The organism is Pseudomonas sp. NEEL19, from assembly GCF_028751975.1.
GTDB classification, from domain to species: Bacteria; Pseudomonadota; Gammaproteobacteria; order Pseudomonadales; family Pseudomonadaceae; genus Aquipseudomonas; species Aquipseudomonas juntendi.
Window position 1 is genome coordinate 3603053 of record NZ_CP081491.1, and the last position, 13574, is coordinate 3616626.

At 63.7% G+C, this 13574-nt stretch carries 12 protein-coding genes and 1 tRNA gene; 7 read left to right on the forward strand and 6 right to left on the reverse strand.

The features are described 5' to 3' along the window. Positions 1 to 24: 24 nt before the first annotated feature. Positions 25 to 1953, reverse strand: coding sequence for an ATP-binding cassette domain-containing protein (locus K4A76_RS16020; protein ID WP_274410683.1), 1929 nt, complete (start codon positions 1951 to 1953; stop codon positions 25 to 27). A gap of 222 nt (positions 1954 to 2175) precedes the next feature. On the opposite strand from K4A76_RS16020, the gene K4A76_RS16025 reads away from it, so the two are divergent. Next, on the forward strand, positions 2176 to 4101 hold the full coding sequence (locus tag K4A76_RS16025; RefSeq protein ID WP_110679571.1) for a transglycosylase SLT domain-containing protein: 1926 nt from the start codon (positions 2176 to 2178) through the stop codon (positions 4099 to 4101). A 66-nt stretch (positions 4102 to 4167) separates the two neighbouring features. Here K4A76_RS16025 and K4A76_RS16030 read toward each other — a convergent pair whose 3' ends face one another. Further along, on the reverse strand, positions 4168 to 4971 hold the full coding sequence (locus tag K4A76_RS16030; protein ID WP_125854337.1) for an MOSC domain-containing protein: 804 nt from the start codon (positions 4969 to 4971) through the stop codon (positions 4168 to 4170). A gap of 55 nt (positions 4972 to 5026) precedes the next feature. After that, positions 5027 to 5962, reverse strand: coding sequence for a chemotaxis protein CheV (locus K4A76_RS16035; protein ID WP_110679570.1), 936 nt, complete (start codon positions 5960 to 5962; stop codon positions 5027 to 5029). A gap of 326 nt (positions 5963 to 6288) precedes the next feature. Here K4A76_RS16035 and K4A76_RS16040 point away from each other — a divergent pair, with 326 nt between their 5' ends. From K4A76_RS16040 to K4A76_RS16050, 3 genes are all read left to right on the forward strand, one after another. Further along, on the forward strand, positions 6289 to 6798 hold the full coding sequence (locus K4A76_RS16040) for a histidine kinase (RefSeq protein ID WP_274410684.1): 510 nt from the start codon (positions 6289 to 6291) through the stop codon (positions 6796 to 6798). 365 nt (positions 6799 to 7163) lie between these two features. After that, complete coding sequence (locus K4A76_RS16045; RefSeq protein ID WP_182389249.1) at positions 7164 to 8060, forward strand: sensor histidine kinase; 897 nt, start codon at positions 7164 to 7166, stop codon at positions 8058 to 8060. Then, on the forward strand, positions 8050 to 8709 hold the full coding sequence (locus K4A76_RS16050; RefSeq protein WP_029887253.1) for a response regulator: 660 nt from the start codon (positions 8050 to 8052) through the stop codon (positions 8707 to 8709). Before K4A76_RS16045 ends, K4A76_RS16050 begins: the two co-directional genes overlap by 11 nt. Here K4A76_RS16050 and yegS read toward each other — a convergent pair. After that, positions 8693 to 9580 (reverse strand): lipid kinase YegS, encoded by an 888-nt coding sequence (gene yegS, locus K4A76_RS16055; protein ID WP_009686265.1) that lies wholly within the window; start codon positions 9578 to 9580, stop codon positions 8693 to 8695. The two genes, K4A76_RS16050 and yegS, sit on opposite strands and share 17 nt — an antisense overlap. Positions 9581 to 9944: 364 nt before the next feature. On the opposite strand from yegS, the gene K4A76_RS16060 reads away from it, so the two are divergent. Continuing rightward, positions 9945 to 11189 (forward strand): glycosyltransferase family 4 protein, encoded by a 1245-nt coding sequence (locus K4A76_RS16060; RefSeq protein WP_274410685.1) that lies wholly within the window; start codon positions 9945 to 9947, stop codon positions 11187 to 11189. On the opposite strand, the gene K4A76_RS16065 is transcribed toward K4A76_RS16060, so the two are convergent. Beyond that, the gene (locus K4A76_RS16065; protein ID WP_274410686.1) at positions 11178 to 12404 is read right to left on the reverse strand and encodes a molybdopterin molybdotransferase MoeA; all 1227 of its coding nucleotides are present in this window, start codon (positions 12402 to 12404) and stop codon (positions 11178 to 11180) included. The two genes, K4A76_RS16060 and K4A76_RS16065, sit on opposite strands and share 12 nt — an antisense overlap. Continuing rightward, positions 12388 to 12927 (reverse strand): molybdenum cofactor biosynthesis protein B, encoded by a 540-nt coding sequence (gene moaB, locus K4A76_RS16070; RefSeq protein ID WP_009686260.1) that lies wholly within the window; start codon positions 12925 to 12927, stop codon positions 12388 to 12390. Before moaB ends, K4A76_RS16065 begins: the two co-directional genes overlap by 17 nt. A 186-nt stretch (positions 12928 to 13113) precedes the next feature. Here moaB and K4A76_RS16075 point away from each other — a divergent pair, with 186 nt between their 5' ends. Both K4A76_RS16075 and K4A76_RS16080 read left to right on the forward strand, forming a co-directional pair. After that, positions 13114 to 13335: a YgdI/YgdR family lipoprotein gene (locus K4A76_RS16075; RefSeq protein WP_009686259.1), complete on the forward strand. Its 222-nt coding sequence runs from the start codon at positions 13114 to 13116 to the stop codon at positions 13333 to 13335. Between the two features lie 80 nt (positions 13336 to 13415). Beyond that, positions 13416 to 13492: transfer RNA gene (locus K4A76_RS16080), tRNA-Pro, on the forward strand. The last annotated feature ends 82 nt before the right edge of the window (positions 13493 to 13574 follow it).

Below are 13574 nucleotides of genomic sequence, written 5' to 3' on the forward strand. Positions count from 1 at the left end.
AGGGCCGGACCAGGCTAACAACTATCAGCCTTCCAGCTCAGCCCAGCGCTCCACCAGTACATCCAGCTCACCCTGCAACTTCTCGATCCTGGCCAGCACTGCCGAAGTTTCCGCAATCGGCCGCTGATAGAAGCCCGCCACATTCACCTCTTCCTGAGCTTCAGCCATGCGCTGCTCCAGCGCGTCGATCTGCCCCGGCAGCATCTCCAGCTCACGCTGCAGCTTGTAGCTGAGCTTTTTCTTCGATGCCTCTTCCACCACCGGCGCAGCAACAGGCGCAGGCTTGGCCTCGACCTTCTCCACCACCGCGCTGTTGAGAGCCGACTTGCCGCCCTTGCTCTCGGTCACGCCCAGCAGCTTCGGCGAGCCGCCCTGGCGAATCCAGTCCTCATAACCCCCTACATACTCGCGCACCTTGCCCTCGCCTTCGAACACCAGGGTGCTGGTGACGACGTTGTCGAGGAAGGCCCGGTCGTGGCTGACGATCAGCACGGTGCCCTTGTAGTTGGACAGCACCTCTTCGAGCAGTTCGAGGGTTTCCACGTCCAGGTCGTTGGTCGGTTCGTCGAGCACCAGCAGGTTGGCCGGCTTGCTGAACAGCTTGGCCAGCAGCAGGCGGGCACGCTCCCCCCCCGACAGCGCCTTGACCGGCGTGCGCGCACGCTGGGGGCTGAACAGGAAGTCGCCCAGGTAACTGAGCACATGGCGGTTCTGCCCATCGATCTCGATGAAGTCACGGCCTTCGGCGAGGTTGTCGATTACCGTCTTTTCCAGCTCGAGCTGGTGGCGCATCTGGTCGAAATAGGCCACTTCCAGCTTGGTGCCGCGCTCGACCTTGCCTGAAGTGGGCTCCAGGTCACCGAGCATCAACTTCAGCAAGGTGGTCTTGCCGGTACCGTTGGCACCCAGCAGGCCGATACGGTCTTCGCGCTGCAGGACCATGGAGAAGTCCTTGACCAGCATCGGCCCTTCGGGATGATGGAAACTCACGTTTTCCAGCACCATGACCTGCTTGCCGGACTTTTCCGCCGCCTCGATCTGGATATTGGCCTTGCCCTGGCGTTCGCGGCGCTCGCCACGCTCTACCCGCAGGGCCTTCAAGGCACGCACGCGACCTTCGTTGCGGGTACGGCGGGCCTTGATGCCCTGGCGAATCCACACTTCTTCCTGGGCCAGGCGCTTGTCGAACAGCGCGTTGGCGGTTTCTTCGGCGGCCAGTGCGGCCTCCTTGTGCACCAGGAAGCTGGCGTAGTCGCCGTTCCAGTCGATCAGGCCGCCACGGTCCAGTTCAAGGATGCGGGTGGCCAGGTTCTGCAGGAACGACCGGTCGTGGGTAATGAACAGCACCGCGCCGTTGAAGCCGCGCAGGGCCTCTTCGAGCCAGGCAATGGCGCCGATGTCCAGATGGTTGGTCGGCTCGTCGAGCAGCAGCAGGTCGGGCTCCGACACCAGCGCCTGGGCCAGCAGCACACGGCGGCGCCAGCCACCGGACAGCTCGGCCAGGGTCTTGTCGGCAGGCAATTGCAGGCGGCTGAGGGTGCTTTCCACCACCTGCTGCAGGCGCCAGCCGTCGCGGGCTTCCAGTTCGTGCTGAACATGCATGAGCTTTTCCAGGTCATCGTCGCCCTGGATGTTCATGCTCAGGTGGTGGAACTGCGCCAGCAGTTCACCCACGCCGTCGAGGCCGGCCGCGACCACGTCGAACACCGTGCGCTCATCGGCCACCGGCAGTTCCTGCGGCAGTTCGCCGATCTTCAGGCCCGGCGCACGCCAGATTTCCCCGTCGTCGCCCTTCTGCTCGCCCTTGACCAGGCGCAGCATGCTCGACTTGCCGGTGCCGTTGCGGCCGATGATGCACACCCGCTCGCCACGAGCGATCTGCCAGGACACTTTGTCCAGCAGCGGCATGGCGCCGAATGCGAGGGACACATCGCTGAATTTGAGCAGGGTCATGTTGGTCTCCATAAATCGGGCGCGCATTCTACCTGAGTTGGGCCCCCGACGGCAGCTGCCAGGCCAATCGATGCACCCGTGGCGACATCCGGTCGACGTTAATATGCCGATACAAGCACAGTGCTTTCACCTGCTGCCGGCAAACGGCTAAGCTAAGGCAATAGCTTCCAACAGTGCTGGCTCCGCCGTCACTTCCCCATGGTTCAACTGCCCGGACGTATCATGCGCAGCCGCCTGTTACAAATTGCTTCCTGCCTGCTGCTGACCGCTGCCACCAGCGCGGCACAGGCCACCGACCTCACCCTGCAGCGCCAGTACTACGACGAGGCCAAACGCGCGCTGGCCAAAGGCGACAAAGGCCCCTACCTGCGCTATGCCCAGGCTCTGAGCGACTACCCGCTGACCCCGTACCTGGCCTACGACGAGCTCACCGCCCGCCTGAAAAGCGCCAGCAACCAGGAAATCGAGGCGTTCCTCGCCAAGCATGGCGACCTGCCCCAGGCCAACTGGATGAAACTGCGCTGGTTGCGCTGGCTGGCCGAACGCGGTGAGTGGGACACCTTCGTCAAGTACTACGACCCCAAGCTCAACTTCACCGAGCTCGATTGCCTCAACGGCCAGTATCAGCTCAGCCATGGCCTGCGCGCCGAAGGCAACGCCACCGCCGAAAAGCTGTGGAACGTGGGCAAGTCGCAACCTGCCGCGTGTGACACACTGTTCGGCATGTGGGCCGCTGAAGGCCAGCTGACCGAGAGCAAGCGCTGGCAGCGCACCAAGCTGGCAGCCCAGGCGCGCAATTACAGCCTGGCCAACAGCCTGGTCAATGGCCTGACCACCCTCGGCGCGCAAGGCCGGCTGCTGGTCGACGTGGCACAGAAGCCTGAGCTGCTCAACCAGCCATCACGCTTTGCCCCGGCCAACGAGGCGATGGCCGATGTGGTCAGCCTGGGCCTGCGCCGCCTGGCGCGCCAGGACCCGGAGCGGGCCATGGCGCTGCTGGACGACTACGCCCAGCGGATGCATTTTTCCCGCGACGAAAAGGTGGCCATCGCCCGCGAAATCGGCCTGACCCTGGCCCGCCGCTACGACCCACGTGCGCTCGACTTGATGACCCGCTACGACCCTGAGCTGCGCGACAACACCGTCAGTGAATGGCGCCTGCGCCTGCTTCTGCGCCTGGGCCGCTGGGAAGACGCCTACGAGCTGACCCGGCGTCTGCCTCAGGACCTGGCCAGCAGCAGCCGCTGGAAGTACTGGCAAGCGCGCAGCCTGGAGCTGGCACAGCCGAACAACCCGCAGATCCCGCTGCTGTACAAGACCGTGGCGCGCGAGCGTGACTTCTATGGTTTCCTCGCCGCCGACCGGGCCAAGACACCGTACCAGCTGAACAACAAACCCCTGTTGCTGAGCCCGCAACTGGTGAAGAAAGTACGCAATACACCCGGCATCCAGCGGGCCCTGGAATTCCATGCCCGCGGCCAGATCGTCGAAGGCCGCCGCGAGTGGTACCACGTCAGCCGGCACTTCAACCGCGATGAAATGGTGGCGCAGGCGCGCCTGGGTTATGAATTGCGCTGGTACTTCCCGGCCATCCGCACCATCAGCCAGGCCCAGTACTGGGACGACTTGGACATCCGCTTCCCGATGGCCCACCGCGACACGCTGGTGCGCGAAGCCAACGTGCGCGGCCTGCATTCGAGCTGGGTATTTGCCATTACCCGCCAGGAAAGCGCGTTCATGGAAGACGCACGCTCCCCGGTCGGCGCAAGCGGCCTGATGCAACTGATGCCGGCTACCGCCAAGGAAACGGCCCGCAAGTTCAGCATTCCGCTTGCCTCACCGGCACAAGTGCTCAACCCGGACAAGAACATCCAGCTGGGCGCCGCCTACCTGAGCCAGGTGCACAGCCAGTTCAACGGCAACCGGGTCCTGGCCTCGGCAGCCTACAATGCCGGGCCCGGGCGCGTGCGCCAGTGGCTGAGGGGCGCCAAGCACCTGAGTTTCGATGTGTGGGTGGAGTCGATCCCGTTCGACGAAACCCGCCAATACGTGCAGAACGTGCTGTCGTATTCAGTGATCTACGGGCAGAAACTGAATGCACCGCAGCCGCTGGTGGATTGGCATGAGCGGTATTTCGATGACATGTAAGGTTCGCTGAGCCCTTGCCGGCCTGTTCACGGGCAAACCTGTGAACAGGCCGGTGCCAGCACACAGCTATTCCAGGATTTCCACGCCCATCCCGACCTCAAGCCACCCGCTGCCATCCACCGCCAGGTTCTGCCCGAACAGGATATCGCCTTCCTTTTCGCGGAAGGTCCTGAGCGTGGCCATCGGTTCACGGTCTTCACTGCGCTCGCCGGTGGCGGGGTCGATAGTGGTAAAGATGCACCTCACACTCGGTTTGAGCACCCGGAATTCGAGGGTGCCAATGCGGATCCGCTTCCAGCCATCCTCGGCGAAAGGCTCGGCGCCCTGCACTACCAGGTTCGGCCGAAAACGCAGCATCTCCATGGGCCGCCCCACGCGGCGGTCAAGCTCGTCCAGCGAGCCCTGGCCGATCAGCAACAAGGGGAAACCATCCGGAAAAGCCGCGCGATCGCTGTTGAAGCCATAACCGTTGGGCAAATAACGGGCACGCTGCTCCGGGCAATGCACCAGGCGCACAGCCTTGCCCAGCCACTCGCTCAGCCAGGCCGCCGCGCCATCGCCGGCGTCTGGCACGCGCAAGGTATCGCGCCAGATCGTCACGCCACGCAGGCCCTCATCGGCAGGTGGCACTGCCACCCTCAGCGAGGCGCGCCCAGGCGCCTGCAACAGCAGCTGGCCGCAGCCGTCATCGTGCGCCGCGATCTGGCCAAGGCGTGGCCAGGCACGCTGGGTCAGGAAGCGTCCGTTTTCTGCCTCGACCACCATCCAGCGCCGGTCACCCTGCAGGCCCAGCAGCCCCACCGGCGAAGCGCGCAGGCTTTGCGCCTGGCACGACTTCACCGGGTATCGGTACAACTCACTCAGAAACATCCCTGCCGCCTCGCGTCTTGGCAAATGCCAAGCTTATACCGGGCAGGCGTGGCGATCACGCGGTGGCCGTATCCAGCAACAGGCGCTGCTTGACCACGTCGACCAGGCGATCGGGCTGGAACTTGGAGAGGAAGTTGTCGCAGCCCACTTTCTTGACCATGGATTCATTGAAACTGCCCGACAGCGATGTGTGCAGCACCACATAGAGTTGGCGCAGCCGCGCATCGCCACGAATCTCGGTGGTCAGGCGGTAACCGTCCATTTCCGGCATTTCGGCGTCGGTGAACACCATCAGCAGCTTTTCACACACGTCCTCGCCGGCATCGGCCCAACCCTTGAGCATGCGCAGTGCCTTCAGGCCATCACTGGCCACATGCAGTTTCATGCCCAACTGGGACAAGGTGTCGCGCAACTGCGCCAGGGCCACACTGGAGTCGTCCACCAGCAGCACCTCGCGGCCTCGCGCCCGTGCCAGCACGGGGTCGGCCAGTTTGTCGCCGGAAACCCGGGCGTTGTAAGGCACGATTTCAGCCAGCACCTTTTCCACGTCGATGACCTCGACCAGTTGCTCATCGACCTTGGTGATGGCAGTCAGGTAATGCTGGCGCCCGGCGCTGGACGGCGGCGGCATGATCGACTCCCAGTTCATGTTGACGATGCGGTCGACCCCTCCTACCAGGAAAGCCTGCACCGAGCGGTTGTATTCGGTGACAATGATGGTGCTGTCGGGCGTGGGTTGCAGCGGGCGCATGCCAATGGCCTGGGACAGGTCGATCACCGGCAACGTCTGCCCACGCAGGTTGACCACACCGCAGACGAACGCATGACGCTGGGGCATCAGGGTGAGCTTGGGCAGTTGCAGCACTTCCTGAACCTTGAACACGTTGATCGCGAACAATTGGCGGCCCGCCAGGCGGAACATCAGGATTTCCAGGCGGTTCTCACCTACCAGTTGCGTGCGTTGGTCTACCGTGTCGAGAATGCCAGCCATTGGAAAGCCCCCAGGCTTGAGTCGAAAAAGGTGAATTGATCTACCCTGTATCGGCGGCTTCCCGCACACCTTGACCCTTGCGGGAAAATGCCGACCCGGCAATTGATATCACTTTACCATCATGCTTTACTGCCGGCACCCCGCTCGAATTCGGCAGCCCGCATCAGGGAAACCCCTAGGGGCAGTCAGGTGAAACCTGATATTCGCGATATCCTTTAGCCATTAATGTGACGCCATTCTCATTGCATGAATGGAGTCAGGCTTTTGCTAGCTATCGTTGCGGCGTGCCCGTCACCTGCGCCTACCCCACGCGCGGGGACCTGATCATGGACACTGCCTTAGCGTTCGATAACGCACTGCAGGGCTTCCTGCTGGATGCCCAGGTACTGCTGACCCAGGCCCAGGAATGCCTGCAGCATCTGGAATTGATCGACAACGATCCGGACGCCTGCCGCTGCCTGGACAGCACCTTGGCCAGCCTCGCCGGGCAGGCCACCCGCCTTGGCGCGCGCGAAGTTGCCCATTACGCCACCGCGCTTCACCAGTTGCTGGCCCCGGCCTGCTACAGCGGCTGCCTGCAGCCAGAGGCATTGCCTGCGATCGAGGCGTGCCTCACCCTGCTGGCCTGGCAACTGGAGTTGCTCGACAGCCGAACCGGGCGGTTGAACCTGGATATCGGCGAGCAACTGGTGCTGCTAGGCGAGCTGGCCAAGGTCGTGCAGCAACCCCTTGCCCCGGCTTGCGCGTCTTGCGATGAAGCAGGCAAAACGTGCGATCACCCGCATGATGTCATGCGCTCCGGCAGCCATGGCAGCCGGTCGTACCGCCCGCATTAACCTGACCAGAAGTGCAACTAACTACATGCACTCAAGCCCTGCGCTGGTCGAACTTGCAAAGTTCGCAAAGTTTCAGGAAGGCCAAGTTGAATCATTACCGCCTTAGTTGCAGCGCGGGTGCGAGCAGCGGGATCCGCGGGTGGCACTTTGCTACCCGGCACCGCCCTGCCAACAGGCGTTTCGGAGCGTCACCCAGCCGCGACCGACACCGTACGAAGTGGTAATATGCGCCCCCACAAACACTTGCAATCACAAAAAAGTTTGCACATCAGGTGCTCGACCAAACAGCGGAAGTACTGCGCCAAAGCCTCTGACCCGCATTGTGCAAGGCCTCTATCAGCAATACTTCAGTGGCTTCCCTATTTATGCTCCCACGCTTGAAATTCTACATGCGTAGCTGCTGCCGCGTTGCCCTGCTGCGCTGGCTGACGGTCGGGCTGTGTGTGGCCTCGCTGGTCACCAACCTGATGCTGTACCTGGCCAACCTGGCTATCCCGGCTGGCCTGCTGCTTTTGCAGTTGGCCGCAACGCTGGCCGCCACCCTGCAGTTGGGATTGGGGGCGAGGTCGATCAGCCTGCGGCCGGCTGAACTGGCCGAGCGCATGCTGAAGGTGCAGGAAGACGAGCGGCAACACCTGAGCCGGGAGTTGCACGACGACATTGGCCAATTGCTGACTGCCGCCAAACTGCAACTGCAGTGGCTGAAACGGCGCATGCCGGCCGAGTTGCAGGGCCACTGCGATGCGCTGCACAGCACCCTGGATGACACCCTGGGCACGGTACGCAACGTGTCGAGCCTGCTCAACCCCAGGCAATTGGCGAGTCTTGGGTTGGAAGCCAGCTTGCGCGCGCACTTGGTCCGCACGCTGGGCAGCAGCAGCGTACACTGGAGCCTGGCGTGCAACCAACGCCTGGGCGGTATTGACGATGCAGTGGCCATGGCAGTGTTCCGCATCACCCAGGAAGCAGTCACCAACATGCTGCGCCATGCCCAGGCACGCAACCTGGTTGTGCGCCTGCAACGCACCCCTGCCGGGCTGGCGTTGTCGATTCACGACGATGGCCGCGGCTTCGTCCCCGCCCGGCACCCGGCCGAGGCCGGCCAGCGCGGCCTGGCTGGCATGCAGGAGCGGGTAACGGCCTTGCAGGGCAGCCTGCAGATCACCAGCCAGCCTGGCCAGGGTACACGGATAGAAGCGATGTTCCCGTGGCCACCGCGCACCCAGCAACGCGCCAGGAGTACTGTTGCCCATGACCTGTAGATTGCTGCTGGTCGACGACCACTCGCTGATCCGCGCCGGCGTACGTGCGCTGGTTTGCGACATTCCCGGCTACAGCGTGGTCGGTGAGGCCGACGATGGCAGCCAGTTGCTTGAGCAGGTGCGCGCACTGGCGCCGGACATTGTCCTGCTGGACATTTCCATGCGCTCGACCAGCGGCCTGGACGCCCTGACCCAATTGCGGGCCTGCGGCAGCACCTGCAAGGTGCTGATCCTGTCGATGCACACCGATCCGGACCTGATCATGCGTGCCCTGGAAAGCGGTGCCCACGGTTATTTGCTCAAGGACACCAGTGCCACCGAGCTGGAGCAGGCCCTGGAGGCGGTACGCCACGGCGAGCGCTACCTGAGCCCGGCCATCGCCCACACCGTCATCAACCAGGCGCTGCAGCGCAACAGGCCGGGCGCACAGGGCGGCAGCGACCGGCATAACCTCACGGCGCGCCAGCTGGAGATCCTGCGCCTGATCGTGCGCGGCAAGTCGACCCGGGAAATTGCCACTGGCCTTGGCCTGTCGATCAAGACCGTGGAAACCCACCGCTCGCAAATCATGAAGCGCCTGCAAATTCATGATGTGGCTGGCCTGGTACTGTTTGCCGTGCGCGAAAAGATCATCAGCCTGGACGACTGAGCAGCGGCGACCCGGCAGGCAGGTGCAGGCGCAACGCTGCGGGCCGGGCTTCGAAACGCAAATTGGTAGTCTGCAAGGGCTCGCCATCGAGGTTGAGGTCCAGGCCCTGGGCACTCTTGATCTCGACCCAGGGCAACCTGGCACGGACGAACAGGCCATCACCGGCCAGCAGGTCGCGCAACGTGCCCAGCATTTCCTGTGGGGCAGGCAGCACGGCGATATCGAGCAAGCCATCATCGACTACCGCATCCGGGCACAGCTCCTGCCCGCCTCCCGCCTGGCGGCCATTGCCGATACCCAGTGCAAGCAGGTCCCCTTGCCAGTGGAAATCCGGCCCTTGCAGCTCGACCGAAGCCGCCTGCAGTTCGCTGAAGCGTGTGAGGCCGGTGAACAGATAGGCCGCGGCGCCCAGGACCTTCTTCAGGTCTTCGGACGTATTGGCCGTGACCTGGCTACCGAACCCGCCGGTGGCCATGTTGAGGAACAGCTGGTCGCCGGCCTGGCCCAGGTCTATGGGCTGTGCCGCCACGTTCAACAAGGCCAGCGCAGCGGCAGGCTCCAGCGGAATGCCGGCGGCCTTGGCAAAATCGTTGGCGGTGCCCAACGGCAGCAATACCAGGCTGGCATCGGTCCCGGCCTGCCCCATGGCCTCGGCCACATCGCGCAGGGTCCCGTCGCCGCCACCGGCGACAATGTGGCTGTAACCTGCCGCCAGCGCCTCGGTCACCAGGCGCTGGGCATCGCCCGCCTCCCAGGTGACCCGCACATCCAGCACCCAGCCACTGTCGCGCATGTCGTGCACGGCATCGCGCAGTTCGTCGTTCATCGCCTGCTTGCCGTGCAGGACCAGCATTGCCTTGCGCGCTTGCATAGGCGCATCTCCCTGAGGTTGACCAACCCTATCTCGACCACGGGCACGCGTGGATCGTTGCATGCCGCGTTCAAAAACAGCCAGCGGCGTGTCGCGCGTGGCAGGCGGTGTTCCCTGCAGCAGCGCCGGCTCGGCTGGTAGTGAAGATAATGGCATTTTTTCCACAGCCGACAATGCCCGGCTATGCTGAGTCGAGACACTTTTGACAGGTTTTTGACCCTACAAGCGAATGAGCACAGGCGAGTCAGCATTTTGACTGTGAAATGCCCTGGCTTGCCCGCCACGGACGCACCTCCCGGCCCTCTCCTGCAACCGGCCGACAGGCGCGTCTTGCCCTCTGCAGCCGTCAGCGAGGACCACGGTCATGCGTATTCTCTGGACACTGCCTTACCTGCCTTGGCCGACCACCAGTGGCTGCAAGACTCGCCAATACCACCTGATCCGGGCACTGGCCCAGCGCGGCCACCGTATCACCTTGTTGGTGCAATCGAAGATACCCCTCAGCGACGCCGCACGCGAGGCACTGGAACCGTACCTCGAACGGCTGATAGTCCTGCCGCGCAGGCCGCTGCATAGCCCGCTGAACCTGCTGGCATCGCCGATCATCGACTACCCCATGCGGGCGATCATCAATGGCCTTTGCGCAGCGTTGCGGCACCGCTTCGAGCAGTTGCTGGAGGAACCTTGGGACGTGATCCAGATCGAGCACAGCTATAGCTTCCAGCCGTTCGAGAAGGCCCTGCAGGCCCGCGGCCTGCCCTTCATGCTCAGCGAACACAACCTGGAGTCGGTTACCGGTAGCGCCTGCCATGACCGCCTGCCGTTATGGCTACGCCCGCTCAATGCCTTCGATCGCTGGCGCTACCGGCGCTGGGAACAGCGCGTGCTGGGCCAGCCCACCGAGCTGGTAGCCGTCAGCGCTCACGACGCCGAGCTGATCGGGCAGATCAGCAGGCGCCCGGTGAATGTAGTGGTCAATGGCGTGGAATGTGATTTCTACCAGCAGGTGCAGCCGGCGCTGCACAGCCAGCGCCTGCTGTTTGTCGGCAATTTTGAATACGGCGCCAACCTGGAAGCCATCGAGTGGGCGCTGGAATACATCATGCCGCAGGTGTGGCTGAGCAACCCGGCCGTGCGCCTGGCGATTGCCGGGCATGCGATGCCGGCCAGCTGGAAGCTGCACTGGAATGACCCGCGGATCGAATGGCTCGGCTATCGCCCCGATCTGCGTGAACTGCAAAGCCGCTCAGCCCTGTTTTTCGCGCCGCTGCGCTATGCCGGTGGCTCGAAGGTGAAAATCCTTGAAGCAATGGCTGCCGGCTTGCCGGTCATCAGTACCGGCAAGGGCGTTTCCGGCCTGGCGGTGAACAACGGCGAGCATTACCTGGGCAGCGATGACAGTGATCAACTGGCCCTGCTGATCACCCAGTTGCTCAACCAGCCCTGGCGCATGAGCCAGTTGAGCGCGGCCGGGCGCCAGTTCGCCCGCCAGCGCCACGACTGGAGCGTGGCGGCTCATCAACTGGAAACCGTACACATGCGCCTGACCCAGGCAGCACCGGTGCCAGGGCCGCTGGCCGATGCCTGGCTGGGGCGTTCAGCCAAGTAGTTCGCTGAAGGGAATGAATGGCACGCTGTCACCCGTTTTCGGCGTGCTGCCTTCGCGCACCTCCACCAGCCCGTCGGCCCAGGCTGCGCTGCGCAGCACACCCGAACTCTGGTTCTTGTAGATGCGTACCTGGCCGTTCTCGATGCGCGCACGCAGGTATTCGCGGCGGCTACCGGGTTTGGGCCAGTCAAACCCCGCCGGCATGTCGAAGCGCAGCGGCATGACATTGCCCACCCCTTGGCGCCGCAGCAGGTAGGGCCGGGTCAGCAGGCCAAAGGTGACCAGGGTCGAGGCCGGATTACCCGGCAGGCCGATCACCGGCACGCCCTGGTAATGGCCGAAGGTCAGCGGTTTTCCCGGCTTGATCCCCAGCTTCCACAGCGCCAGCTCGCCCGCTTCGCGCAGTGCGGCCCCCAGGTAATCGGCCTCGCCCACCGACACGCCGCCAGTGGACAGGATCAGGTCGACGTGGCCCAGCCCGGCCAGGCAGGCGCGGGTCTGCGCCAGGTCATCCGGCAGGATGCCGGCATCGACCACCTCGCACCCCAGGCGCTGCAACCAACTGACCAGTAGCCGACGATTGCTGTTGTAGATTTGGCCGGGCCCCAACGGCAGCCCGGGCTCGACCAGTTCGTCGCCGGTGGACAGCACCGCCACTTTGACCTTGCGTACCACCTCGAGCCGGGCGTGGCCCAAGGTCGCCGCCAGGCCCAGTTCGATCGGTCCCAGGCGCGTGCCGGCGTTCATCACCTGCTCGCCCTTGCGGGTTTCCTGGCCCTGCGGGCGAATGTTCTGCCCGGCGTGCAGCGCCTCGACGAAACATACCTGGCCATCCTCCAGCACCTGGGTGTTTTCCTGCATCTCGACGCAATCGGCACCTGCCGGCACCGGGGCGCCGGTAAAGATGCGGGCACAGGTGCCCGGCTGCAGAGGCTGTGGCGCATGGCCGGCGAAGATGCGCTGGCTGACAGGCAACGGCTGGCCCTGCCAGTCGGCCAGGCGCAGGGCATAGCCGTCCATGGCACTGTTCGGCCAGGGCGGCAGGTCGAGCGAGGCCACCAGGTCGGTCGCCAATACCCGGCCTTCGGCCTCGGCCAGGGGCAGGTTTTCAGTCTCCTGAATCGGTGCCGCCTCGGCCAATGCCAGCAATTGTTCCAGGGCTTGCTCTACCGGCATCAGCGGCCGTGGCTGACTGACCTCAGCCACGGCTGTCACAGGCCATTGCCTGCTTCAGGTGCGGGACAAAGTTGCATGGCCGATGGCGAGCGTCGAGTTGCTCGGCAAGAATGCCGTCCCAACCGGTGCGCACGGCATTGGTCGAGCCCGGCAGGCAGCACACCAGGGTGCCATTGGCCAGGCCGGCCAAGGCCCGCGACTGCACCGTGGAGGTACCGATATCCGGCACGGAGATCTGCCGGAACAACTCGCCAAAGCCATCGACCTGCTTGTCCAGCAGACAGGCCACCGCCTCCGGCGTGCTGTCGCGGCCGGTAAAGCCAGTGCCGCCGGTAATCAGCACCACCTGCACGCGCTCGTCGGCGATCCAGGTGGCAACCTGTGCGCGGATCTTGTACAGGTCGTCCTTGAGCAATACCCGCTCTGCCAGATGATGGCCGGCCTCGCTCAACCGGTCGACGAACATCTGGCCAGAGGTATCGGTGTCGGGCGTGCGGGTATCGCTAACGGTGAGCACCGCGATATTCAGCGGCACAAAGGGGGTATCTGCCTTGGCTTTCATGGGGGTCCGTCACAACAGGATAGGTTGGCCGCAGTTATATCACAGCGCACTTTTACCGGGTTGCGCCCAACAAACTTGCCCTGGATCAACCGCGCAGATTTATCGCTATGATGCACTTGCAGTGAACTTGCACTAAAGTCCTGCGTCATAAATGTCATCTAGCACCATCGCACTTGGAGAACCACGATGATCAAACGGACCCTACCCGCCTTCCTGCTCGCTTTGGGCCTGGGCACCCTTGCCGGCTGCTCCACCCCAACCGTCATCACCCTGAACGATGGCCGAGAAATCCAGGCGACGGATAAACCGTCCTACGACGAAGACTCCGGCTTCTACGAATTCGAGCAGCTGGACGGCAAGCGCACCCGCCTGAACAAGGACCAGATCCGCACCGTGAAAGAGCTGTAACCGCGCCGCGTATTCAGCAAAGCCCCTTTGCACAACAGGGGCTTGCGAGCAAAAACACGATGCAGTAGGATTTTGTTCATCGGAGTGTAGCGCAGCCAGGTAGCGCGTCTCGTTCGGGACGAGAAGGCCGCAGGTTCGAATCCTGTCTCTCCGACCAGATCCTCCAGAAGCCCGCTGATGCGGGCTTTTTTGTGCCTGGAAACCGCTACCAACGGTAGCGTTGAAAGCCGATAGCCACC

What these genes read in the sequence shown, in the direction of transcription:
- K4A76_RS16020 (WP_274410683.1), bottom strand. Translation starts at nt 1,953, where the DNA reads ATGACCCTGCTCAAATTCAGCGATGTGTCCCTCGCATTCGGCGCCATG.
- K4A76_RS16025 (WP_110679571.1), top strand. Translation starts at nt 2,176, where the DNA reads ATGCGCAGCCGCCTGTTACAAATTGCTTCCTGCCTGCTGCTGACCGCT.
- K4A76_RS16030 (WP_125854337.1), bottom strand. Translation starts at nt 4,971, where the DNA reads ATGTTTCTGAGTGAGTTGTACCGATACCCGGTGAAGTCGTGCCAGGCG.
- K4A76_RS16035 (WP_110679570.1), bottom strand. Translation starts at nt 5,962, where the DNA reads ATGGCTGGCATTCTCGACACGGTAGACCAACGCACGCAACTGGTAGGT.
- K4A76_RS16040 (WP_274410684.1), top strand. Translation starts at nt 6,289, where the DNA reads ATGGACACTGCCTTAGCGTTCGATAACGCACTGCAGGGCTTCCTGCTG.
- K4A76_RS16045 (WP_182389249.1), top strand. Translation starts at nt 7,164, where the DNA reads ATGCTCCCACGCTTGAAATTCTACATGCGTAGCTGCTGCCGCGTTGCC.
- K4A76_RS16050 (WP_029887253.1), top strand. Translation starts at nt 8,050, where the DNA reads ATGACCTGTAGATTGCTGCTGGTCGACGACCACTCGCTGATCCGCGCC.
- yegS (WP_009686265.1), bottom strand. Translation starts at nt 9,580, where the DNA reads ATGCAAGCGCGCAAGGCAATGCTGGTCCTGCACGGCAAGCAGGCGATG.
- K4A76_RS16060 (WP_274410685.1), top strand. Translation starts at nt 9,945, where the DNA reads ATGCGTATTCTCTGGACACTGCCTTACCTGCCTTGGCCGACCACCAGT.
- moaB (WP_009686260.1), bottom strand. Translation starts at nt 12,927, where the DNA reads ATGAAAGCCAAGGCAGATACCCCCTTTGTGCCGCTGAATATCGCGGTG.
- K4A76_RS16075 (WP_009686259.1), top strand. Translation starts at nt 13,114, where the DNA reads ATGATCAAACGGACCCTACCCGCCTTCCTGCTCGCTTTGGGCCTGGGC.